The 22,969-nt window shown below is 70.5% G+C and carries 18 protein-coding genes; 6 read left to right on the top strand and 12 right to left on the bottom strand.

Annotated features, from left to right (window positions below; genetic code table 11):
• Positions 1-5: 5 nt before the first annotated feature.
• Positions 6-545, bottom strand: a complete 540-nt coding sequence (locus LW840_RS13865) for a CDP-alcohol phosphatidyltransferase family protein (RefSeq protein WP_291262733.1) — start codon at positions 543-545, stop codon at positions 6-8.
• Positions 546-613: 68 nt separating this feature from the next.
• Between LW840_RS13865 and LW840_RS13860 the strand changes: the two genes are divergently transcribed.
• Positions 614-2,158 (top strand): hypothetical protein, encoded by a 1,545-nt coding sequence (locus LW840_RS13860; RefSeq protein ID WP_291268072.1) that lies wholly within the window; start codon positions 614-616, stop codon positions 2,156-2,158.
• A 165-nt stretch (positions 2,159-2,323) separates the two neighbouring features.
• On the opposite strand, the gene LW840_RS13855 is transcribed toward LW840_RS13860, so the two are convergent.
• From LW840_RS13855 to LW840_RS13820, 8 genes are all read right to left on the bottom strand, one after another.
• Positions 2,324-4,984 carry a pitrilysin family protein gene (locus LW840_RS13855; protein ID WP_291277187.1) on the bottom strand — a complete coding sequence of 887 codons (2,661 nt, stop codon included), beginning with the start codon at positions 4,982-4,984 and terminating at the stop codon, positions 2,324-2,326.
• Positions 4,981-6,078, bottom strand: coding sequence for a tetratricopeptide repeat protein (locus LW840_RS13850; RefSeq protein ID WP_291262730.1), 1,098 nt, complete (start codon positions 6,076-6,078; stop codon positions 4,981-4,983). Before LW840_RS13850 ends, LW840_RS13855 begins: the two co-directional genes overlap by 4 nt.
• A 58-nt stretch (positions 6,079-6,136) precedes the next feature.
• Positions 6,137-7,330 carry a tetratricopeptide repeat protein gene (locus LW840_RS13845; RefSeq protein WP_291267840.1) on the bottom strand — a complete coding sequence of 398 codons (1,194 nt, stop codon included), beginning with the start codon at positions 7,328-7,330 and terminating at the stop codon, positions 6,137-6,139.
• Positions 7,331-7,419: 89 nt separating this feature from the next.
• Positions 7,420-8,370, bottom strand: coding sequence for a pseudouridine-5'-phosphate glycosidase (locus LW840_RS13840; protein WP_291267841.1), 951 nt, complete (start codon positions 8,368-8,370; stop codon positions 7,420-7,422).
• Between the two features lie 112 nt (positions 8,371-8,482).
• Positions 8,483-8,719, bottom strand: a complete 237-nt coding sequence (locus LW840_RS13835; protein ID WP_291262727.1) for a hypothetical protein — start codon at positions 8,717-8,719, stop codon at positions 8,483-8,485.
• A 112-nt stretch (positions 8,720-8,831) separates the two neighbouring features.
• Positions 8,832-11,945, bottom strand: coding sequence for a CusA/CzcA family heavy metal efflux RND transporter (locus tag LW840_RS13830; protein WP_291267842.1), 3,114 nt, complete (start codon positions 11,943-11,945; stop codon positions 8,832-8,834).
• A 3-nt stretch (positions 11,946-11,948) separates the two neighbouring features.
• Positions 11,949-13,190, bottom strand: coding sequence for an efflux RND transporter periplasmic adaptor subunit (locus tag LW840_RS13825; RefSeq protein WP_291267843.1), 1,242 nt, complete (start codon positions 13,188-13,190; stop codon positions 11,949-11,951).
• Positions 13,187-14,512 (bottom strand): TolC family protein, encoded by a 1,326-nt coding sequence (locus LW840_RS13820; RefSeq protein WP_291267844.1) that lies wholly within the window; start codon positions 14,510-14,512, stop codon positions 13,187-13,189. Before LW840_RS13820 ends, LW840_RS13825 begins: the two co-directional genes overlap by 4 nt.
• Positions 14,513-14,694: 182 nt before the next feature.
• Between LW840_RS13820 and LW840_RS13815 the strand changes: the two genes are divergently transcribed.
• Positions 14,695-15,048 carry a hypothetical protein gene (locus tag LW840_RS13815; RefSeq protein WP_291262209.1) on the top strand — a complete coding sequence of 118 codons (354 nt, stop codon included), beginning with the start codon at positions 14,695-14,697 and terminating at the stop codon, positions 15,046-15,048.
• 143 nt (positions 15,049-15,191) lie between these two features.
• On the opposite strand, the gene LW840_RS13810 is transcribed toward LW840_RS13815, so the two are convergent.
• A complete protein-coding gene (locus LW840_RS13810; RefSeq protein WP_291267129.1) occupies positions 15,192-16,571 on the bottom strand; it encodes a HAMP domain-containing sensor histidine kinase in 1,380 nt (459 codons plus the stop codon).
• 28 nt (positions 16,572-16,599) lie between these two features.
• A complete protein-coding gene (locus LW840_RS13805; protein WP_291277186.1) occupies positions 16,600-17,277 on the bottom strand; it encodes a response regulator transcription factor in 678 nt (225 codons plus the stop codon).
• A gap of 210 nt (positions 17,278-17,487) precedes the next feature.
• Between LW840_RS13805 and LW840_RS13800 the strand changes: the two genes are divergently transcribed.
• The 4 genes from LW840_RS13800 to LW840_RS13785 all read left to right on the top strand — a co-directional run bounded on the left by LW840_RS13800 (position 17,488) and on the right by LW840_RS13785 (position 22,225).
• Complete coding sequence (locus LW840_RS13800) at positions 17,488-17,946, top strand: SRPBCC family protein (RefSeq protein ID WP_291267127.1); 459 nt, start codon at positions 17,488-17,490, stop codon at positions 17,944-17,946.
• Positions 17,936-18,436 carry a MarR family winged helix-turn-helix transcriptional regulator gene (locus tag LW840_RS13795; protein ID WP_291267126.1) on the top strand — a complete coding sequence of 167 codons (501 nt, stop codon included), beginning with the start codon at positions 17,936-17,938 and terminating at the stop codon, positions 18,434-18,436. The genes LW840_RS13800 and LW840_RS13795 overlap by 11 nt, the downstream gene beginning before the upstream one ends.
• A gap of 111 nt (positions 18,437-18,547) precedes the next feature.
• The gene (gene acnA, locus LW840_RS13790) at positions 18,548-21,289 is read left to right on the top strand and encodes an aconitate hydratase AcnA (protein ID WP_291262214.1); all 2,742 of its coding nucleotides are present in this window, start codon (positions 18,548-18,550) and stop codon (positions 21,287-21,289) included.
• Between the two features lie 381 nt (positions 21,290-21,670).
• Complete coding sequence (locus LW840_RS13785) at positions 21,671-22,225, top strand: peroxiredoxin (RefSeq protein WP_291262215.1); 555 nt, start codon at positions 21,671-21,673, stop codon at positions 22,223-22,225.
• 98 nt (positions 22,226-22,323) lie between these two features.
• Here LW840_RS13785 and LW840_RS13780 read toward each other — a convergent pair whose 3' ends face one another.
• Positions 22,324-22,725 (bottom strand): hypothetical protein, encoded by a 402-nt coding sequence (locus LW840_RS13780; RefSeq protein ID WP_291267125.1) that lies wholly within the window; start codon positions 22,723-22,725, stop codon positions 22,324-22,326.
• Positions 22,726-22,969 lie beyond the last annotated feature (244 nt).

Genomic DNA, 22,969 nt, shown 5'->3' with positions numbered 1-22,969 from the left:
TTCTCCTACCCCCGCACCCGCTCCCGCCAGAGCATGAGCGTGTAGTCGATCGTGGCGGCCACCCCCACGCCGAAGACACCCCACACCATGCGGTCGGTGGCGCCGGGCCAGAGCAGCACCACCAGAAAGGTGGCCAACTGCAGGCCGGTGACGGCCTTGCCCAGCAGTCGCGCCTTGAAGGTGATGGGGCGCAGCCAGCTCACATTGCGGGCCACGAACCAGCCCACGATGGACATCAGGTCGCGAAACATGAGCGCCACGGCCTGCCACACGCTGAGCTGCGCGCTGGCCACGAAGCCGATCACCACGCACAGGGCGAAGAAGCGGTCGGCCACCGGGTCCACCAGTGCGCCGAGGCGCGACGACGCCTGTGTACGGCGCGCGAGCCAGCCGTCGAGAAAGTCGGTGAGCGACGCGATGGCGATGAGCGCCAACCGCGGCGCCACCGCCTCCGTCACGAGAAACCCGAACCCCAGCACCACCCGGGAGGTGGAGACGAGGTTGGGTAACGTCACGAGGGCGGTACCATTCGACGCGCGTGTCATGGGTGAAAGCTACCCGGGCACGCCCCCGGGGTGCCAGCGATCCCCGGTGGCCGTTATCGTCACGAGACATGCTCGAACTGCTGCTGCGCAACGCTCTGCGTGATCCCCTGCCGCTGGTGGTGGTGGGCATTGCTGCGGCCGTGCTCGCCTGGGACGTGGCGCTCGCCGGATGGATGTCGGCGCGCCGCGAGGCACCGCGGGCGTTCACGCAGCTGGCGGCCTTCTGCGGACTGCTGGTCGTGCCGGCACTGGTGGTGGGTATCGCATCGGCTACCGAAGCCGGTTCGCGCACCATTGCCGGGATCACGTGGATCATTCCGGCCGTGGCGGTCGCCTTTGCCCTGCAGGTGAGCTACGCGCTGGTGGCGCGACTGGTGTCAGTGCTGGTGGGCATCCCCATCCTGCTCTACGATCTTCTCCTGGTGGCCATCGCCGCGGGTGACTATCTCGTGGCGCAGCGGGGGCAGGCTCCCGAGGCGCTGCAGGCGGTGCTCTCGGCGCGCGACGTGGTGGTGGGCATGACGGTGGGGCGCGCCGCGCTCGTCTCGCCGCTCACGGCACTCGTGCCCATGCTCGCGCCCGCCTATCCGGCGCGCTGGCGCCTGTCGGGGGCGGTGCGCGCCCTGCTGGTGCTGGCAGCCACGGCCCTCACCACGCTGCTGGTCATCGAGTGGCCGCGCGGCATGGCCGCCGTGCGCAGCTACCGCGTGGCCTACGCGGAGCCCATGCAGGCGCGCCCCAGTGGCGACTTCGTGCTCGGGGTGCGCCTCTACCCCGCTCTCGATGGCGCGCCGCCGGCGCGGGCCGTGCGGGCAGACGGCGCGTTGGTGGAGGCGTTCGCCCCCAACGTGGTGTTCCTGCTGCTCGAGAACGACGGCACGCGCACCGCGGCGCTCGACTCGCTCTCGCGCGTGCTGGAACCGTTGCGCGCCGACAGCGTGCGCATTGCCATTGGCCTGCGGGTCGACGGGCGCCCCGGCCCCGCCGATGACGCCGAGCGGGTGGCGAGCATTGCCCGCGTCCTGCAGCGCGTGCGCCCCGATGTGCTCTTCCCCGCCGTGGCGCCGCCGCTGCCGCGCTGGTTCTTTGCCGCCCCGCCATCCGCCGCGTGGTGGCGCGACATCCTCACGCGAAGCGCGCGCGAGGTGGAGCGCGTGCGCCCGCGCACCGTGCTGGGGTGGAGCGCGGCCCGGCTCGACGCCACCGACAGCGCCGTCTACCGCTGGGCCACCCAGCCGCAGTCGCCGGTGGAGCTGGTGGGGGCATCCATCTACCCCAGCTTCTCGGGGCTCCCCGCCGTGGACGGGCGCCTGCGTGCGCTGGAGCGCTGGCATGCCCAGGCCGTGCAGCGCGGAGGGGGCGCGCAGCCGCACTGGCTCGTGAACGTGGGCGGCCTGCCGCACGCGCACGGAGATGCCGCCCAGACCGCCGCCATCCGCCGCACACTGGCCTGGGCCTCCCGTCAGCCGTGGATCGGTGCCGCCATCATCGGCGAACCCGCCGACTACGACGGCTGGCTTGGCCTGCGCGCCGCCAACGGCCGCCAGCGCGCCGCGGTGAGCGCCATTGGTCTGGCGGCCCGCCGCATGCGCGAGGTGCGCACCACCCCGTAGTGGAGTGCGCGCTGGCGCGCGCGTTGGGTTCGCAAGGGAGGGAGCAGGGGGCAGGGGGCAGGGGGCAGGGAGTGAGGGGGAAACGGTCCTGCTTCCTTCTCCCTGAGCACCGGCACCCTGCCCCCTGCCTTGTCATACCCAGGCGCGTCCCCGACGCGCCGTACCTTACTCCCCGCGCACCACGCCCTCGGCCAGTCGCGACGGATCGAAGTACCGCGCCGCCAGCGCCTGCACCTCGTGCGCGGTGACCGCGGCCAACTGTGCCGTGACCTCGTGCCGTTCGTGCAGCCCTTCGCCGAACATCCACGCGTCCACCATCTCGGAAAGCACGGCGCCGCCAGACTGCTGTGCAATGGCGTGGGCACCAATGAGATAGCGCTGTGCCCGCGCGAGTTCGTCGGCCGTGGGGGGCTGCTCCACGAACTTCGCGAACTCCGCCAGCAGGCCGGCGCGCGCCTCCTCTTCGCGCGCAGGGCTCGTGGCGATGTACGCCCCGAAAGCGCCGCCCGCCACGCGCTCCAGGGGAAACGCCTGCACCGTGTACGCCAGCGACTGCTTGTCACGCAGCTGCTCGAAGAACCGTCCCCCCAGCCCACTCGCGATGGCCGCCAGCACGCGCGCGGCAAAGCGCGCGACGTCGCCGCGCGAGGCGCCCGGGAAGAGCAGCGCGAGCGCCGTCTGCTGCCGAGCGCGCGTGTCGGCGCGCACCACGTGCGCGGCAGGCCACACGTGCATGGGCAGCGACGCGACAGGCGCAAAGTGCAGCGAACGCAGGTGCCGCTGCACCAGCTGCGCCACGTCGTCGGGCTGCACGTCGCCCACCACCGCCACCACCGAAGCCCCACGCTGCACATGCTGGGCGTGGAAGTCACGCACCACCTCGCCGGTAAGCGCCGGCAGCGAGCGGTCGTTCCCCAGCACCGAGCGGGCGTACGGATGGCCGTCGAACGCCGCTACCGTGGCCAGCCGCATGGGCCAGCGCTGCATGTCGTCACGCAGGCGCGCCACTTCGGCCAGCGCCAAGGTGCGCTCCGTGTCGATGGATTCGGCCCCGAAGGTGGGGTGCAGTACCACGTCGCCCAGCAGTTCGGTGGCGGCCGGGAGATGGCGCGCCGGCACCGACATGCTCCACCCCAGACTCTCGAGTGACGCGCTCACCCCGATACTGCTGCCCAGCTCCTCGGCGGCTTCGGCCAGCTGCGCCCCCGAGCGCGCCCGCGTGCCCTTGAGCGAGGCCTGCAGCGCCAAACGCGCCAACCCCTCGTGCGCCTCGTCGGTGAGTGTGGCGCCTCCGCGCTGGAAGACGCCCACGTGCACCAGCGGCGCGCCTGCGCGCGGCAGCACCAGCACGGGAACGCCCTGCGTGGTGCGGTACACATGCACGTCGCCCTGTTGCTCGGCGGTAAGCGCCACGTGCACCGCCGGCGCCGCCACCACCGGCGGCGGCACGCTCGGCGTGGGCACCCCGGAGGGCGGCAACACGGCGCTCCCCAACCGGGCCTCGGCGTTGAGCAGCTCGCGCAACGCGTCGTCGCTGGCCACGAGCGGCTCGCTGCCGTCGGGGCGGTACGACACCAGTGACACCTGCGCCGGGTCGAGGTGACGCTGCGCAGCCGCCTGCACCGCCGCGGCATCGAGGGAGAGCAGCGCGTCGTAGTACTGCGACGCCACCTCGAGACCGCCATCGGCCTCCCAGCCCGCCAGATACTGCGCCTGGCCATCCATGCTTTCGAGCCGACGCAGCCAACGCGCCTCGAGAATGCGCTGCGCGCGCAGGATCTCGCCGCGCCGGAACCCCTCGTGGCGAGCGGCCTGCACTTCGCGCCACATGGCGCGCATCGCGTCCCGCGCGCTAGAGGCAGCGCCCTCACCATGCGCCACGAACACGCCCACGTCGCCCGCCGTGTAGTGCCAGGCGCTCACGCTGCTCGCGAGCTGCTGCTCACGCACGGCCCGGTAGAGGCGCGACGCTCGTCCCGTGCCCAGGGCAATGCCCGCCAGGTCCAGCGCGGGCGTGTCCGGGTGATCGAGTGCGGGGGCGCGCCACCCGAAGACCAGCTGCTGCTGTGCCACATCACCGCTCCACTCCTGCCTTCGCACCCCCGGCAGCCCCGTTTCCCGCGGGCCGCGGTCGCGCGCAGGCGCTCCCGGCGCCAGCGTGCCGTGCCGCGCCAGCACCTCCCGGCGCACATCGTCGACGTGCACATCGCCCACCACGCACAGCACCGTGTTGTCGGGGCGATACCAGGCGCGGTAGAAGCCCATGAGCTGGTCGCGGGTGAGTGCCCGCAGCGGCGCTTCCTCGCCAATGCGCCAGCGACGGATGCGATGCCGGTCGTGCAGCAGTGCGTACAACGTTTCGATGGCCACCGCCTGCGGCGTGTCGCGCTTGCGCTTGGCCTCCTGGATGATGACCTCGAGCTCCCGCGCCAGTTCGTCGGCATCGATGACGCTGCGCGCGTAGGCATCGAACTGGATCTCCAGCCCCGCCACGAAGCTGGCCGAAGGGAGCACCGTGTAGTAGCTGGTGTGATCGTAGATCGTGTGCGCGTTGAGATAGCCGCCATTGGCCTTCGTCTCGCGCGCGATCTGCCCCACGCCACGCGTGGGTGTGCCCTTGAAGAACATGTGCTCCAGCACATGCGCAATGCCGACGATGTCGTCGGTTTCGTCGAAGTAGCCGGCCTTCACATACGTCACGATGGCCACCACGGGGGCCGACGCATCACGCCGAACGATCAGCGTGAGGCCGTTGGGGAGCACTTCCCGATGAGTGTCGTGATGCAGGGCAATGGCGTCGCTGGGACGCCGCAGCGTGTCGGTCATGTCGGGGGAGGTGACGGATAGCCGGGCGCGCCGTAGGGCACCGGTGCCGGGGGTGGCAGCGGCGGTGCGCACTGTTGCCACTCTCCCGGACCGGCGCGCTCGACCCATCGCCGTGCTTCGTCGTAACGCTGCAGCCGGTACAGGGCGCAGCCAAGGAATCCCTGTGCCGTGCGATCGGCCGGGTCGATTTCGAGTGCGCGCACGTAGAAGCGGCGCGCGATGTCCGGTTGTCCATCGGCCAGCATGAGCGCCGCCAGCTCGCGGGCGGCGAGACTGCTGCCAGGCGCCAGGCGCACGGCGGTCGTGAGAAGCCGCCGCGCCCGGGCCAGATCGCCCTCTTCACGCGAGAGACGCCCCAGGTAGATCAGCGGGCGGGCGTCAGCGGGGTCGAGCTGCGCCGCCCTGGCGAACGCCACCCGCGCGGCCTCACGCGACCCGGCCCGATACGCCTCGGCGCCCGCGTTGAACTCACGCCCGGCACGCCCGCTGTACCACCATCCCCACCCCGCGCCCCCTACCACGATCACCACCAATGCACTGAGCGCCAGCAGAAAGCGCTGGCGATGGGGCGCCGTGGGCGCCACCTCGTTGGCGGGATCGAGCGCTGGCGCGTTGGCTGCGGTGGCTTTCGCCCCAGCGGCCCCAGCGGCCGCGGCAGCGCGGCCAGCGGCCGCCGACGCGCTTCCCGGCAACGGCGACGAGGAGGGCCCGGGCACCGGCGGCGCATACGGCGACACCGGCATGGCCACTCTGGGCGCCGCGCTGTTGGCCACGGCGTGATCGAGCGCCATCCACGCTTCGCGCGCCATGAGTCGCTCCGACTCGTTCGTCGCCGCCACCGCCGAGCGGTCGGCCCACGTGGCCAGCGCCACGAGAGCGTGCGCATCGCTGAGAGTGATGACCCCCAGCTGGCGCACCTCGGCCACCAGCGCCTGCCCGGTAAGCGATGGGCGCGCGATGACCTGCTGCAGCACGTGCTGCGCCGCGCTCCACAGCGCCGGCGCTGGCGCCTCCGCGGAATTGCCGAAGACGACACGCGCCGCATCGAGCGCGGCGCGAGGGTTGGGAGAGGCTGCGTCGGGTGCGGCTGTCATGATGAGGGGGGCGGACGGCGGCGACCGATGGTCACTGCCTCGCGCGGCATTCCGCAGGTCAGCGCACGATGCGCAACATGCCCGCGTCGGCGCTGCCGCGGATGAACGCTTCGGGTGCATGCGACGCCACGCGCATGCCGGTGGCACCATAGAAGCGACGTGCCTCCATGGCCATGTATTCGTCGAGTGGGCGGCCGGCATCGCGCGCGTCGCGCAGCGCCTGCACGATCTCCTCCCACGAGCCCTCGAATGCACTGCCGTCACGCATGATCACGCGGTGCGTGCCATTGTCGGCCATGAGCACATCGGTCGTGGCCGCGCCCGGTTCATTGGCCTGCCCGCTGCCCTGCTCGCCGGGAGACTCCCCGGCCTGCTGCTGACCGACGAGGCCGGTCAGCAGCGAGCCGAGCGCTTCCAGTTGATCCTGCGACGGGGACCCGTCTTCGGTGTCGGACTCGATGGCCGCCTGCTCCACCTCGGCGAGCAGTTCATCGATGGGGTCGGGCTCTCCCGCCAGCTCCACCAGACGGGCTTCCCACGGCTTCAGCTCACCGTCGGAGTCCTGGAGCTTGTAGACCGACTTCTTGAGTTCGATGAGCCGCCAGATCCCGAGCTCGTCCCAGTGATCCTCGGGTGTCGTCTGCTCGAACTCCAGCAGCGCGGCGTCGAGATCGCCGGCGTCGTAGAGCAGGTTGGCGATGTACACCCGCGCTTCCGCGAACTGGGGGTCGAGCACGAGCGCACGCCGCAGTGCCACCATGGCTTCGACGTCGTTCCCCAGCCGGTGCTGGGCATACCCGATGCACGCCACCGCCTCGGCCGAGTCTTCGGCGTTGCGCACGGCGCGCTCGAAGAACGTCAGCGAGTGCTCCACGAACCCTTCGCGAAAGAGGGCCCGCCCGATCTGCAGCATGAGGTCGACATCGTCCTCATAGCCGAGTTCGATGGTGCGATCGTACGCGCGCAGCCCCGCGTCCACCTGGCCGAACTTGAGCAGCACTTCGCCCAGGCCGGCCAGCGCGTCCTCGTGTTCGGGGTCGTGGGTGAGCGCCTCCTCGAAGCTGCGGCGCGCCCAGGCATACTCTTCCCGCGCCAGGCGCGCGTAGCCGGCGCCCACGTGCAACTCCACCGCCTGCGGGTACCGCGTGAGTCCCTCGCGCAGCAACTCGAGCGCCTCGTCGTACCGCCCCTCGTTGTAGAGGGCATGGGCGCGCTCGTCGTATTCCTCGGAACTCAGGAACGGGTTGGTCATGGCGAGACTGGCCTCCGGATCGAGCGGGTTACCGGATAGTACCGTGATCGACGGCTTTCGTTCAACGCTGGACCGACATGGAGCGGGGGTTACGGCTCGGCACGGGGTGAACCGGCGGAGGTGGAGGAAAGCGCCAGCAAGGCCACGGCAATCTGGCCGGCCAGCCGGGCGTTGTGTTCGAGGAGCGCCAGGTTGGCGTGCACCGAGCGCCCGTTGGTGAGCTGCTGGATACGGGCCAGCAGAAAGGGGGTCACGGCGGCGCCGCGCACCCCGGCCTCACGGGCCGCAGCGAGCGCCTGCGCCGTGGCCTGGGCCACCACCGCCTCGGGGAGGGCGTGTTCCGCCGGCGGGGGCTGCACCACGAGCATGGCGCTCGAGCGCCCCAGCGCACGGTGCGCCCGCCAGGCGCGGGCAATGGCAGCCGGGGTATCCAGGCGCGCCGCCAGCCGCAGGCCGGTGGTGACCGAGAAGAAGCCCGGCAACTCGTCGGTACCGTATCCCACGACCGGGACCCCGAGGGTTTCCAGTCGCTCGAGCGTCGCCGGCAGGTCGAGAATGGACTTGGCGCCGGCGCACACCACGATGACGGGGCTTCGGGCCAGCTCCACGAGATCGGCCGACTCGTCGAACGGGGCCTCACGATGCACGCCGCCGATGCCGCCCGTGGCGAAGAGCTCGATGTCACACAGCTGGCACAGCGCCAGCGTGGCCGCCACGGTGGTCGCGCCATCGGCACCGTCGGCCATGGCGATACCGAGGTCGCGCGCCGACACCTTGCGCACGCCGTCGCGGGCGAGGAAGCGTTCGAGGTCGGCCGCTTCGAGCCCCAGCGACGGTTCACCGCGCACGATGGCGGTGATGGCGGGGGTGGCTCCCGACTGCTCCACGGCGCGCATCATGCGCGCGGCCGCTTCGCGGTTGAAGGGGGGCAGCAGCCCCTGCGCCAGCACGGAACTCTCGAGTGCGACGACGGCGCCTCCGCGCTCGAGCGCGGCCGTGATGCTGGCGGTACGGCGGGGGCGCAGCGGGCGTTGACTCACACTGGCCATAGTACAGCGCGGTGCACCGCGGGGCAACGGCCGCCACACGGTGCACCGCGTCGTCTGTCAGGCCATGCGCGCGGGCGCGCGCACGGTGGTCGTACGCAACCCGTCAGGCCGTGGCGTCCTCGAAGGCGTCCGCCTTGCGGTTCTCGATCAGTTCCCAGTCACTCGACGTCGGGTCGGTGACGGCGAGCAGCTTGATCGTCTCACCGGCCCAGGCGTCAAACTCCTTGCCTTCGTTCTGGTAGACCTTGATCTGGTGACCGCTCTCGAACTTGAGGACGATCAGCGGGTGCGTGGAGTTGGTGAACTGCTTGCGCAGCTTCTTCGGGGGCTGGAGGCTCATCGTCGTCTTCGGGGGCAAGGGGACTCGAAGGAACACGTCAAGTTGGTGCAAGACGGCCGATCCCGCCAGCGGGGAGCCGGAGGGAGCGACACCCGCGCCCGGCGCTCCCGGCTCATGCGGCCGGTTGGCGACGGGACCGCGCCCCCCGAGTGGCCGCACGCCGCGTCTCGAGCCATGCGTACAACACCGGCAGCACGAACAGGGTGAGCACCGTGCTCGTCACGAGCCCGCCAATCACCACGCTCGCCAGCGGCCGTTGCACCTCACTGCCCGGGGTCGTGCTGAGGGCCATGGGCACGAACCCCAGGCTCGCCACCAGCGCCGTCATGAGTACCGGGCGCAGCCGGTCGGACGCCCCGCGCTCCACACGATCGTCCACAGGTTCCGGAACCTCTCCCCCATCGCCGTGTCCCTCGTGACGCAGGTGGTTGAGATGCTCCACCATCACCACGCCGTTGAGCACCGCAATGCCGAAGAGCGCGATGAAGCCAATACTGGCCGACAGGCTGAGATTGAGTCCGCGCAGCCACAGCGCCGCAATGCCGCCCACCAGTGCGAACGGCACGTTGGAGAGCACCAGCACCGCCTGCGACACCGAGCGGAAGGACAGATACAGCAACCCGAAGATGAGCAGCAGCGCGAGCGGCACGACCACGGTCAGGCGCCCCATGGCCCGCTGCTGATTCTCGTACTGACCGCCCCATTCGAGAAACACCCCCGCCGGCAGCGGCACCTCACGCGCCACCCGGGCGCGCACCTCCTCCGCGAAGCTCCCCAGATCACGCCCGCGCACATTGCTCAGCACCAGGGAGCGACGCTGCGCATCTTCGTGGCCAATGAGTTCCGGCCCCGTGGTGCTCTGCACGCTCGCCACCGCCGTGAGCGGCAGCAGCTCGCCGCCGGGCGCGCGAATGGTGAGCCGCCCCACGGCCGCCGCATCACGGCGATACGCCTCCGGCATGCGCACCACGATGTCCACGCGCCGGAAGCCGTCGATCAGTTCGGCCGCCTTCTGCGAGCCCATGGCCATGTCGATGGCGTCGCGCACATCGGCCACCGACAGTCCGTACTGCGCCAGCGCTTCGCGACGGATCTGCATGCGCACCTGGCCGCTCCCCTCCGCCACCTCCACGGCCACATCGGCGCTCCCCGGCACCGTGGCCACCACACGCCGAATCCGCTCTGCCAGCGCCTGGTTCTGGTCGAGATCGGGGCCCACCACCTTGATCCCGAGGTCGGTCTTGATGCCGCTCTCCGCCTCGTCGAGGCGCATGGCCAGCGGCTGGGTGAACGCCACCTCGAGCCCCGGCACCACGCGCAGCGCCGAGTCCAACTTCGTGACCAGCTCCTCGGTGCTGCTCGCGCTGGTCCACTCGTCGCGCGGCTTGAGAATGACGTACATGTCGCCCTCGAAGAGCCCCATGGCCTCGGTGGCCAGGTCAGGGCGCCCTTCCTTGGTGACGGTGGTGACCACTTCAGGGAACCGCTTCACGATACGCTCGGCCGCGAGCGACAGCCGCGTCGCATCGGCGAGGTCCACGCTGGGCATGCGCCGGGTGGTGATGAGAATCGAGCCCTCGTCCAGCTTGGGCATGAACTCGGTGCCGATGCGGGTGAGGGAGTAGATGGCCACCACCACCAGCACCGCCGACACGCCCAACACCGGACGCGGCGCGCGCAGCACGTTGCCCAGCACCCTCCGATAGCTCCCGGTGAGCCGCTGCATCCACGCCGCCGGCTCCCCATGGCCGCCACGCAGCGCCCAGCTGGAAACCGCCGGAACGTACGTGAGCGCGAGGAAGAGCGACCCCAGCACGGCACACACGACGGTGAAGGCCATGGGCTTGAACATGCGCCCCTCCATGCCATCGAGCGTGAAGATGGGGATGTACACGGCCACGATGATGGCGATGCCGAACAGGATGGGGCGTCCCACTTCCACCGCGGCACGCTCGAACAGCCCCTGGGTGTTGAGGCCGCGGTGCCCCTCCATGCGGCGGATGAAGCTTTCCACCATCACCACGGACGCGTCCACGATGAGACCGAAGTCGAGCGCGCCCAGACTCATGAGGTTGGCGCTGTAGCCGAAGAGCGCCATGCCCACGAAGGCGATGAGCATGGAGATGGGAATGACCGACGCCACGATGAGCGCCGCGCGCACGTTGCGGAGGAACAGGAAGAGCACCGCGATGACGAGCAGCCCACCCTCGATGAGATTCTTGACGATCGTGTTGGTGGTGCGGGCCACCAGGTCGGTCTGGTCGTAGAAGGGGACCACCCGCACGTGCGACGGCAGCGCCTGCTTGATCTCCTCCATGCGTGCGCGCACGTCGGCGATGACGCGGCGGGAATCGGCGCCCTTGAGCTTGAGCACCATGCCGCTCACCACCTCACCCTCTCCATCCTTGGTCACGGCGCCGTTGCGCGGCAGGGCCCCCAGTCGCACCGTGGCCACGTCCCCCACGCGCACCGGCGCGCCGCGATGCGAGCCAATGACCACCCGCTCCACCTCGGCGGCATTCTCCACCCGCCCCAGGCCGCGCAGCGTGAACCGTTCGCCACCGTGCTCGAGATAGCTGCCCCCGAAGGCCAACGTATTGCGGGCGAGGGCGTCGTGCACGTCCACCACGGTGTGCTGATAGCCGGCCAGCCGCACCGGGTCCACCACCACTTCCACGCGTTCCGTGAGACCGCCCCACGAGTTCACCTCGCTCACGCCGGGCACGGTGCGCAAGCGCGGGCGCACCACGTAGTCGTGCAGCGTCTTGAGGTCGGTGAGTGACAGCGAGTCGCTGGTGAGCACGTATTGGTACAGCTCGCCCATGGGGGTGGAGACCGGCCCCAGCGCCGGCTCCACGCCGACCGGCAACGCGCCCTTGGCATCGGTGAGGCGCTGCTGCACCAGCTGGCGCGCGAAGTACACATCCACGTTGTCGGGGAAGGGCACGATCACGAGCGACAGCCCGAACTTCGAGACCGAGCGCACCCCCTGTGCGCCGGGCACGCCCATGAGACTCGACTCGATGGGATACGTGACCAGCCGCTCCACCTCTTCCGGTGCCATCCCCGGCGCGGTGGTGATGACCTCCACCCGCGTGCCCGTGAGGTCGGGGAAGGCATCGAAGGGAATGTGCTGCAGGGCGTACAACCCCGCGGCCATGAGCGCGAGCGTGACGCCCACGACCGCGCCCCGTTGCCGGAGCGCGAAGCGAATGAGGGCGTTCATGCGCTATTCCCCGCCAGCGCTGCGACGCTTCAGCAGTTCCGCCTTGGCAATCGCCACACCGCGGACCACCACGATGGCCCCCTCCGGCAGCCCCACCAGCACCTCCACCCGCTCCGACGAGCGCCGACCGATACGCACCGGCGTCGCGCGCACGTGCATGCCGGCCCCCCGCTGCTCGGCCACGAACACCACGGTGTCGCCGTCAATCGTCTGCAGCGCACCATCGGGAATGACCAGCGCCGGCGTGGTGCCGCGGCCGCTGATGTCGGCCTGCACGAACGTTTCCGCCCGCCCGGCAGTGCGTCCGCTGAGCCGGGCAATGACCTGGACGGTGCGACTGAGCGTGTCCACCGTGGGCGCCACGCGCATGACCACCGCGTCGTAGCGCTGGTCGGGACGATCGGTGAGGGCGTAGCGTACCGTGGCCCCCACCTCGATCCCCACGGCCTGCTGCTCGGGGAGATGCATCTCCAGCTGCAGCCGGTCGGGGCTGCCCACCGTGAGCAGCGGGGTGCCGGGGAGCACCACCGTGCCCGGCTGCGCCTCGCGGCCGGTGACCACACCGGCGATGGGCGTGCGAATGATGACATCGTGCTCGTCGGCACCTGCCGGCAGCGGCCCCGTGCCCGCCAGATGCTCCACGAGCGCCGTGGCGCGGTCGCGCTCGGCCACGGCCTGCGTGTAGTTGGATTCCGCCACCCGCCGGTTGACGACGGCACGGTCGAGTTCCGCGCGCGACATGGCCTTGTTGTCGAAGAGCCGCTGGGCGCGCTCCGCCGCCGAAATGGCCAGATCACGCTCGGCCTCCATGGCCGTGACCCGCGCCAGACTGGCCTTGAGGGTGCTGCGGGCGTCCATGATCTCGTGGCTGTGCACCATGACCAGTGCCTGCCCCGCCGCCACGCGGTCACCTACACGCACCGTGACGTGCGTGATGCGCCCCTCGGTAATGGAGCCGATGGTTTCGAGGCTGTTCGGATCGAGCTCCAGCCGCCCCGGCACGGTCACGGAGGCGCGCCAGGGCACCGTGCGCGCGGTGTCGGTGGTGAAGCCGGCAATCTGCACGGCGTCGGCCGACAGGGTGGCCGTATCCATGGCCGGCGGCGCATTTCCGGCCAGGGCCGGGGCGCCGTCACCACCGCCATCGGCTGCCCCGCTGCACGCCGCCAGAAGCGCGGTGCCGGCCAGCAGTACGCGTCGTCCGGTGGCAGACGACAGGAAGACGAAGTGGGCGGTCATGGTCATGGACGGGGAGGGAGTGGAGCGAGGACGGGCAGATCGAGGGGACTGTCGCGGTCGAGGCGCGCGCCGAGCGCCCGTTCGAGTTCGAGGCGGGCCAGCCAGGCATCGGCCGCCCATCGCAGCTGCTGCTGCAAGGCTTCCGCCGCGGCGCGTTCGGCGTCGAGCAGTTCGGTGAGTGTGACGTGCCCCTCCCGGTAGGAAAGCCGCGCAATGCGGGCCACCTCACGGCCGCGGGCATCGAACGTGGCTGCATCAGCGGCGGCGCCCTGCACATCGCGGTAGTGCGCGAGCGCGCGCAACACCGTCACGCGTACCGCCAGCCGCAGATCGTCGCGCAGCACCCGCGCCTCGCTCACCTGCCCCGCCGCCCGCTGCCGCGCGCCACTGTTGCGGTTGAACACCGGCATGGGCATCGCCAACCCCAGCTGTCCAGTCATGAAGCCACCGGTTTCCTTGGTCCCCCCCTGCAGTTGGACCTCCCCCAGCACGCCACGCTGCTCGGCGGCCAGACGCCGCTGGCTTTCGCGCAGCGCGGCATCGCGCGCCTGCACGTCGGGGCGCCGCATCATGGCCGCCTGCAGGGCGTCCGCGGTGTCGGGGGCGGCCGGAAACGCCGGGGTGGTGAGTGGCGCGACCGCCGGGGGCGCCGCATCGGCCACGCCAATGAGGCGCGCCAGTTCGGCACGCGCCGCGGCGGCCTCATTGCGGGCCGCCACGAGCGCCACCCGTGAGCGGTCGGCCTCGAGCGAGGTGCGCAGCCCCACGGCCTCGCTCACCAGCCCCTCGCGCAGCCGCTCGGCGTCCACCCGCGCGATTTCGCGCAGCGCCTCGTACTGCTGCGCCACGATGTCCACGCTCCCCTGCGCCAGCGCCGCGCGCAACCAGCCGCGGGCCACCTGCAGCTCCGCCTCGCGGAGGTCGTTCACGGCGTCGGCCGTGACGCGTTCGCGCCCGGCAGCGGCGGCCTGCCGCAGGGCAAACCGTCGTCCCGAGAAGTCAAACGGCAGGTACAGCGTGGAAAAGATATCCGGCAGCAGCGGGCTGCCGAGATTCTCGCGCCGCCATTCGAAGGTGGGGTTGAGCCACTGCGTGCTTTCGCCCACCTGGCCCAGCCCCACCTGACGGCGCGCTTCGGTGAGCCGCTTGAGCGGTCCGGTGCGGCGTGCCACGGCGAGCGCCTGTGGCAGATCCAAGGGGGCAGAGGCCGTTGGCGGCGCCTGCGCGGCGGCGGCGGCCGGCAGCAGGGCCGCCAGCAGCACCCAGCGGCCGGCCAGCCTGATGCCCCGGCCGCGCCGAGGTCTGGTCATGGGAGGGGGAGCGTCCATGCCGCCAAGCTACGCACCGATCATGAACGGCTCGTGAACACGACCAGGAGGTCGCCGACGGCCAATCGTGCAATTGGTCACACTCTGGGCGATGACGCGCTCAAGAAGTGCGCAACGCGCGCCGATCTCTCTGGTGTGGCGGTAGTCCTCAGCGCCGTGTGCTCTCTCCAGCTCCCCCCGACGTGCCCGTCCCTACGCCCCTGTTCGCCAGCGCGGTGATCGATGCCGATCTACAGGCGCCCGACCCGCTCGTGCTGCTCGTTCGCGCCTACGATCGCGCGATCGGCGCGTGTGAGGCGTTCGACCTTTCGGGCGCGCGGCACGCCATTGCCGTGCTCCGCGAAGCGCTCGACCTCGACTCCTCGGCATCGCGCAGCTTCGACGCGTTGTACGCGTGGTGCGAGGAATGCGTGGACGCCCGCGACTTCGTCAGCGCCGCACAGTGCCTGCGCACCCTGCGCGAAGCCTGGCGCCGCGCTGGCCGGCGGCCACTGGTTGGGCTCTCCGCCGATCGGCGTGATCTGCCGGTGTGCTGAGGGGGGAGGAGAAGAACCGACAACGAAGAACGTTCACTGCGAACCAGAAATTCCCCGTGGTCCGCGAGAGGTTCGCGGTACTCAGTTCTTAGTTCTTAGTTTTTAGTTCTTGGTTCTTGGTTCACTGGCGGCGGTGATCATCATCAGCCGACGGTTGCCCGCCCCAACTCCACCACGAATCTCGCCCCGCCGAGTTCACTGTCGTCCACCCGGATCGTGCCGCCGTGGCGCCGCACGATCCACGAGGCAATCGCGAGGCCGAGCCCGCTGCCGTCGGCCCGGCGATGCCGCGCCTCCTCGCCGCGGAAGAAGCGATCGAAGATGCGCACCCGGTCTGCCACCGGCACCCCGCGGCCGTTGTCTTCCACCGTGAGCACCACGACGTCGGTACGTGCCTGCACGGACACGCGCACGTTGCCGGGCGTGCCGCTGTAGCGCAACGCGTTGTCCACCAGCACACCGCAGAGGCGCGCCAGCAGCACGGCATCGCCGCGCACGGCGGCCTCCTCCAGCGCGCCCACCGTGAGCGCGACCCCGAGCTGCTCGGCCTGCGGCTGCCAGCGCGGCAGCTCATCGGCCACGAGGTCGTCGAGAAAGAGCCGCTCGGCGTGGGCGACCGCCTCATCCCCCGCCGCATCGGCGCGGGCCAGCTGCAGCAGCTCGTCGACCTGATGCGTGATGGCGCGCAGTTCGGCGTCGAGCGCGCGCAGAATCTCCGTGCGATCGGCACCCGTGGCGACGTCGGGGGCCTTGAGCAGAGCGAGTTCCACTCGCGCCCGCATGCGGGCAATGGGCGTGCGCAACTCGTGGGCCGCGTCGGCAATGAACTGCCGCTGCTGCGCCAGTGCCCCGTCGAGCCGGTCGAGCAGCGCATTGAAGCGCGTCCCGAGCCGGCCAAGCTCGTCGTCGGGGTTGGTGACCGGCAGGCGGGTGCCGCTGGCAGGGGCAATACGCGCCGCCGCGTCGGCCATACTCCCCACCGGCGAGAGCGTCCGGCCGGTCAGCCACCACCCGGCCACCGCCGCCGTGAGTACGAGCAGGGGAATGCCGAAGAGAAACCAGCGGTCAATGCGCGCCTGCAGCGCCAGCATATTGGTCATGCTCGCGTCCACCTCCACCTGCCACCCCGGTGCCAGGTCGGCATCGAGGGGAAAGCGCACCGACTGCATGGGCGTGCGCAGCGCGGGCACCACGGGCGTGGCCAGCGCCCGATTGCCGCGGAAGCGCCGCCCGTCGGGCGCGCGGTAGCGGATGATGCGATCTTCGAAGACCAGCTCCCCGGAAATGTGCGTGAGCGTGGCCTCGATGGTGCGATACTCGTTGACCTCCGTGCGGAAGAACTGGGTGACCAGCCCCGCCGACGCGCGCACCGATTCCTCGAACTCGCGCTGCAGGGTGGCGCGCAGGGCAAAGCGCAGCACCGTCGCCGCACCCACGAGCACCACCAGCAGGGTCGCGGCATAGAGCGCAGTGAAGCGGAGGCGGATGCGCGGGCGGCTGCCCTCCGTGGCGACCGGACTCACGAGACCAACTCCGGCACGACGCGGCGGCTCACGGGCGCGGCGCCGCCAGCCGGTACCCGGCCCCGCGCACGGTACTGAGCAGCGGTTCGTCTTCCGGGCCGTCCACCTTGCGCCGCAGCCGGGCGATATACACGTCGATGACGTTGCTCGAGGGATCGAAGTTGTCGTCCCAGGCGTGCTCGCCGATGTACTCGCGGGTGAGCACGCGGCCGGCGGCGCGCATGAGGACCTCCAGCACCGCAAACTCCTTGGTGGTGAGGACCATCACCCGCGCCCCGCGGCGGGCTTCCCGCGTGGCCGGATCGAGCACCAGGTCGTGCACCCGCAACACCGTGGGCGCGGCATGATCGGGGCGGCGCAGCAACGCGCGCACGCGGGCCACGAGCTCCCCGAGCGCATAGGGCTTCACGAGGTAGTCGTCGGCGCCGAGATCGAGGCCGGCAATGCGATCCTCCACCCCGTCCCGCGCCGTGGCCATGAGAATGCGGGGGGCTGGTACCCGGCGCCGAAACAGGGTACACAGGGCAAACCCGTCGTCGTCGGGGAGCCGCACATCCAGCACGACGGCGTCGTAGGGGCTGACGGCGGCGAGTTCTCGCGCCATCGTCCCGGTGGCGGCAGGATCCACGGCAAACCCCGACGCGCGCAGGTACGCCGTAGCACTGTCGCGCAAGGTATCGTCGTCTTCCACCAGCAGGACACGCATCGCTGGGAATCTAGGGCCGGTAGCGCCGGCCGGCATGTCGGCTGGCATGTCGGCTGGCATGTCGGCTGGCAGGCCGGGGCAAGGCCACACCCATGGGCCCCGCCGCGGCCGGAGCCACCCGCGCCGGCCACGCCGGGCTTGCGCATTTGCTACGTGTACGTAATACTGAGTGAACCCCGTACTACGTACACGTATCATCAAGGAGCCACCGTGCCGTGGGTCACTGCTGCCACCGCCACCTCGACGGCCTCGGCCGACGCCGTCTGGGCCTGCTATCGCGACCCGGCCACCTGGGCGGCCTGGGACGACGATGTCCGGGGCGCCTCCATCGACGGCCCGTTCGCCACCGGCGTCACCGGGTCCCTCCGCCCCGCCGCCGGCCCCCCGCTGCGCTTCCTTTTGGAGCGCTGTGACCCTGGGCACGGGTTCGACACCCTCACCCTCGTGCCGCATCGCCGACTGCCCCTGGTCCGCATCCGCTTTCGCCACGAGCTCACGCCGCTCGCCGGCGGCGGCTGCGAGATTACGCACCGGGTCGAAATTGGCGGCCCGCTGGCCGCGCTCTTCGCCCGCCTCATGGGCCCCGGCTTTCAGCGGGGGCTTCCTCACACCGTGCGCAGGCTGGCCGAGTATGCGGCGGCGCGCACCGCGCCTGACCATGCCCGCTGACAACGCGTCCCTCTCCCGCTTCCCCGAGCCCAGTGCCAGCCCGGGATTCGTGCTCTGGCAGGTGGCCATCACTTGGCAGCGTGCCATTCGGCACGCCCTCGAGCCGCTCGGCCTCACGCACGCCCAGTTCGTGCTGCTGGCCAGCAGCGCGTGGCTCACCCGCGAGCGGGGCCACCCGCCGGTGACGCAGCGCGACATCGCCGAGCACGCCCGAACCGACGCCGTCATGACCTCCGAGGTCCTGCGCGCCCTCGAGAAGATGGGGTATCTGGAGCGGCGGCCGCACCCCGACGACGCCCGCGCCCGCTGCATCGAGGTCACCGCCACCGGCCGCCGTCTCGCCCGGCGGGCCTTCCCGGTCGTTGAGGCCGTCGATGCCCGCTTTTTTGCCACCGCCACGCCCGAGCTCCGGGCCCTGGCCGGTCTCCTGAGCCCGGTCGCCGCCCCCCCCGCAGCGAATTCCCGCGCACCCGCCGATATTTCCCGGTAGCCTCGTCGGTACCGGGCCCTTCCGCGGGGAGGGCGGCGGCGCGATGAGTGGCTCCACTGCGAACGCGCGTGGCCGCCCGAGGGGTCGGCGCGCGCCGGACACTCCCCCTGCATGTCGCATCCCAATTCGTTCGGCAGCCGCGCCACCCTCACGGTGGGCGACCGTCAGTATGCGTACTTCCGCCTCGCCGCCCTTGATGGCCTCGCGGGCAGCACGGCCAAGACGCTGCCGTTCTCCCTGCGCGTCCTCCTCGAGAACCTGCTGCGTGGGGAAGACAACGCGTTCGTGAAGCAAGCCGACGTCGAAGCGCTGGCGCGCTGGAACGTCAAGGCGCCCGTGGACAAGGAAATCGCCTTCCGCACGGCGCGCGTGCTCCTGCAGGACTTCACCGGCGTGCCCTGCGTCGTGGACCTCGCCGCCATGCGCGACGCCATGGTGGCCCTCGGCGGCGACCCCACCCGCATCAATCCGCTGCAGCCGGTGGACCTCGTCATCGACCACTCGGTGCAGGTGGACGAGTACGGCACCGACGCGGCGCTGCTGCTCAACACCGAGCTCGAGTTCGAGCGCAACGGCGAGCGCTACCAGTTCCTCAAGTGGGGGCAGACGGCGCTGCGCAACTTCCGCGCGGTCCCGCCTGGCACCGGCATCTGCCACCAGGTGAACCTCGAGTACCTCGCGCAGGTGGTGTTCACGGCGCCCGACGGCAGCGACACGCTGGCCTACTGCGACTCGCTCGTGGGTACCGACTCGCACACCACCATGATCAACGGCCTCGGCGTACTCGGCTGGGGCGTCGGGGGCATCGAAGCCGAAGCGGCCATGCTGGGGCAGCCGGTGAGCATGCTCATTCCCGAAGTCATCGGCTTCCGGCTGCACGGCAAGCTGCCCGCGGGCGCCACGGCCACGGACCTCGTGCTCACCTGCACCGAGATGCTGCGCAAGAAGAAGGTGGTGGGCAAGTTCGTGGAGTTCTACGGCCCCGGCCTCTCGAGCCTCGCGCTGGCCGATCGCGCCACCATTGCCAACATGGCGCCCGAGTATGGCGCGACCATGGGCTTCTTCCCGGTCGACGCGGAAACGCTCAAGTACCTGCGTCTCTCGGGCCGCAGCGATGAGCAGGTGGCCCTGGTGGAGGCGTACTGCAAGGCGCAGGGGCTCTTCCGCACCGATGACACGCCGGATCCGGTGTTCACCGACACGCTCGAGCTGGACCTGTCCACCGTGGTGCCCAGTCTCGCCGGCCCCAAGCGGCCGCAAGACCGTGTGCCGCTCAGCGAAAGCAAGCGCATGTACCGAGAGGCGCTTGCCGCCCAGCGCGCCGTGCAGAGCGGCACCGCTGCCAACGGAGCGGCGGCGGCCACCATGGTGGCGGAAGGCGGCCCGGCCGACGCGGCAGGCGTGTCCGTCACCTACAAGGACCAGACATTCACGCTGACCGACGGCCACGTGGTGATCGCCGCCATCACCAGCTGCACCAACACCAGCAACCCGAGCGTGATGCTCGCCGCGGGCCTGCTGGCCCAGAAGGCCGTGGCGAAGGGACTCACGACCAAGCCGTGGGTGAAGACGTCGCTGGCCCCGGGCTCAAAGGTGGCCACGGAGTATTTCCACAAGGCGGGTCTTATGGATTCGCTCGACGCGCTTGGCTTCAACGTGGTGGGCTACGGCTGCACCACGTGCATCGGCAACTCCGGCCCGTTGCCCACGGCCATCAGCGAAGCGATCGACGCCGGCAAGCTCAACGTGGCGGCGGTGCTCTCGGGCAACCGCAACTTCGAGGGGCGCGTGAATCCGCAGACGCGCTTCAACTATCTGGCCTCGCCACCGCTCGTGGTGGCCTACGCGCTTGCCGGCCGCATGGACATCGACATGGCCACCGAACCGCTGGGCGTGGGCACGGACGGCCCGGTCTTCCTGCGCGACATCTGGCCCACCCCGCAGGAAGTCGAGCACACGATTCTCGAGAGCGTGAAGCGGGAGCAGTTCACCACGCAGTACGCCGATGTGTTCAAGGGCGACAAGTACTGGCAGGAGATCGCCGCGCCGGTGGGCGACCAGTACGCGTGGGACGGCAACAGCACGTACGTGAAGAATCCGCCGTATTTCGAAGGCATGACCATGACGCCGCCGGGCATTCGCCCGATTGCCGGCGCCAAGGTGCTGGGCATGTTCGGCGATTCCATCACCACCGACCACATCTCCCCTGCCGGCTCCATCGCGGCGGCGAGCCCGGCGGGCAGGTACCTCACCTCGCTCGGCGTGGAGAAGAAGGATTTCAACTCCTACGGTGCGCGTCGTGGCAACCACGAGGTGATGATGCGCGGCACGTTCGCGAACATCCGCCTCAAGAACGAGCTCACGGGCGGCAAGGAAGGGTGGTGGACGGCCACTGCGCCCGGCGCCGAGCCGGAGGCCATTTACGACGTGTCCATGGCGCGTCAGGCGGCCGGGGTGCCGCAGATCGTCATCGCCGGCAAGGAGTACGGCACGGGGTCGTCGCGCGACTGGGCGGCCAAGGGCACCATGCTCCTGGGAGTGCGCGCGGTGATCGCCGAAAGCTTCGAGCGCATCCACCGGTCGAATCTGGTGGGCATGGGCGTGCTGCCGTGCGAGTTCGTGAACGGCGAGACGCGCCAGTCGCTCGGGCTGACGGGTTTCGAGAGCTACGAGATCGTGGGACTCGACCAATCGCTCACGCCGCGGGCCACGCTCACGGTGAAGGCGACGGCCATGGACGGGGCGGTGAAGACGTTCAGCGTGCGCTGCCGCATCGACACGCCGGAGGAGATGCAGTACTACACGCACGGGGGCATCCTGCCGTACGTACTGCGGTCGCTGGTCTCGCGCTGATCGTTTCGGTGGCAGCGGAACGGGCTCCGGGCTTCGGCTCGGGGCCCGTTGTGCCTTCGGCGGTTTGCCGGTCGTGGGTCGTGGGTCGAAGTTCGTGGGTCGTGGGTCGAAGTTCGTGGGTCGTGGGCGTGGGCCGTGGCGTTCCCGGGCAACACGCCCCGCCTGCTCCCGCTCACCCCGTTCGCTGCTCTCTTCCGGGGTGGCCGTGCGCCCTCCGTCGCTCCGCTCCTCCGTGCGCCGGCGTCACCCCCTCAGGGATCCGCTCACGGGGCGGCGGGGCGGGCGGGGCGGCCTCGCGCGCGGGAACCGGTGCGCTGACGTTTCCGCTGGTGCATTAGACTCGAAAGCCGGCACTCCTACTCATGACTCGGAACGGATCCGTTGCCCCGCACACTCCGCACACTGCTCCCGCTGGCGCTGCTGATCGCCGCGGATCCCCTCGCCGCCCAGACGCTCAAGGTGGGCGACCTGGCGCCCGATTTCACCGTCACCACCGTGACGGCCAAGGGTGCCGATACGGCCCCCTTCACGCTCTCGGCGCATCGCGGTGAAACGGTGGTGCTGGCCTTCTTCCCGCAGGCGGGCACCCCCGGATGCACGACCCAGATGGAAGCGTACCGCGACCGGTACGCCACGCTGTTCAAGGGCGGGCAGGAGGTCACGCTCGTGGGGGTGAGCACCGACGATGTGGCGGACCTCACCGGTTGGGCGCGCAAGAAGAACTTCCCGTTCCGGTTCGCCACCGACGGCAACAAGATCGTGGGCAAGGCCTATGGCGCCAGCGGCATGCTCTGGCACAAGCGGCACCTGTATGTCATCGATCCGCAGGGGCGCATTGCCTACATCGCGCGACCGTTCAATCAGATGTCGGAAGATGCGTACACTGCCCTTGGCGCGGCCGTCGTGGCCGCAGGCGCGGCGTCGCCCTCGCGCTGAGCCGCCAGCGGCATCGCGCACATCGATCTTCCGTGAACGAGCCCCGGCATCCCGCCGCCAGATGCACGGGATGCCGGGGTGTCTCTCCTGAGCGGCGTTCAGCGGTCGTCGTCGTTCTTGCCGCCGCGATTCTTGTCACGGAACGCGCGGAAGGCGTTCCGGATGTTGTTCCGGATCCTGGCGCGCACGAAGCCGGCGCTGTTCCCCACGGCGGGGGAGTAGAGGCCGCCGTTGGGGCGCAGGAACCACTCGGTCATGTCGATCGTGACCGTCACGTCGTCACCGCCTGCACCGATCGTGAGCGGCTTCGACAGCGGCACGTCCGGCTTGGCGTTCACATCGCGGACGGAAGTGAAGGCACCGCCGTTGTACGTGCCCTCGAGCCGAATGCTGATGTCGCGGAAGTCCGGGTTGGCCACGCGGAAGGCGCGGTTGGCCGAATCGCTGCTCGACCCCCTGTGGATGTCGAAACCCACTACCGGGTCGCTGCCGGCAGGCACGTCGACCGCTGGCCGATGGCGCGCCCCCCGCGCCCCCATCCGCACACGCGAGGGTAACTTGTCCGGCAAGCTGGTGCGTACCGTGGCTACCGTCAGTGACGCGCCACACGGTCGTGCACTGTTTCCGTTCCGGCGGCAGCGTGGCTCGAAACACCGGGCCCCGCCACTACACACGTTCCCATCCCGCCCCGCGTGATTGCTCTCATCGTGAATCCGGCAGCAGGACGCGGCGCGGCGCAGGCAC

Origin of the sequence: Gemmatimonas sp. (genome assembly GCF_021298855.1) — a bacterium.
Taxonomy (GTDB): Bacteria; Gemmatimonadota; Gemmatimonadetes; order Gemmatimonadales; family Gemmatimonadaceae; genus Gemmatimonas.
This window is presented reverse-complemented; position numbering and strand designations above follow the sequence as displayed.

Excerpts from the sequence above, each read along its gene's own strand:
- LW840_RS13865 (WP_291262733.1), bottom strand. The coding sequence starts at position 545 with ATGACACGCGCGTCGAATGGTACCGCCCTCGTGACGTTACCCAACCTC.
- LW840_RS13860 (WP_291268072.1), top strand. The coding sequence starts at position 614 with ATGCTCGAACTGCTGCTGCGCAACGCTCTGCGTGATCCCCTGCCGCTG.
- LW840_RS13855 (WP_291277187.1), bottom strand. The coding sequence starts at position 4,984 with ATGACCGACACGCTGCGGCGTCCCAGCGACGCCATTGCCCTGCATCAC.
- LW840_RS13850 (WP_291262730.1), bottom strand. The coding sequence starts at position 6,078 with ATGACAGCCGCACCCGACGCAGCCTCTCCCAACCCTCGCGCCGCGCTC.
- LW840_RS13845 (WP_291267840.1), bottom strand. The coding sequence starts at position 7,330 with ATGACCAACCCGTTCCTGAGTTCCGAGGAATACGACGAGCGCGCCCAT.
- LW840_RS13835 (WP_291262727.1), bottom strand. The coding sequence starts at position 8,719 with ATGAGCCTCCAGCCCCCGAAGAAGCTGCGCAAGCAGTTCACCAACTCC.
- LW840_RS13830 (WP_291267842.1), bottom strand. The coding sequence starts at position 11,945 with ATGAACGCCCTCATTCGCTTCGCGCTCCGGCAACGGGGCGCGGTCGTG.
- LW840_RS13825 (WP_291267843.1), bottom strand. The coding sequence starts at position 13,190 with ATGACCATGACCGCCCACTTCGTCTTCCTGTCGTCTGCCACCGGACGA.
- LW840_RS13820 (WP_291267844.1), bottom strand. The coding sequence starts at position 14,512 with ATGGACGCTCCCCCTCCCATGACCAGACCTCGGCGCGGCCGGGGCATC.
- LW840_RS13805 (WP_291277186.1), bottom strand. The coding sequence starts at position 17,277 with ATGCGTGTCCTGCTGGTGGAAGACGACGATACCTTGCGCGACAGTGCT.
- LW840_RS13795 (WP_291267126.1), top strand. The coding sequence starts at position 17,936 with ATGCCCGCTGACAACGCGTCCCTCTCCCGCTTCCCCGAGCCCAGTGCC.
- acnA (WP_291262214.1), top strand. The coding sequence starts at position 18,548 with ATGTCGCATCCCAATTCGTTCGGCAGCCGCGCCACCCTCACGGTGGGC.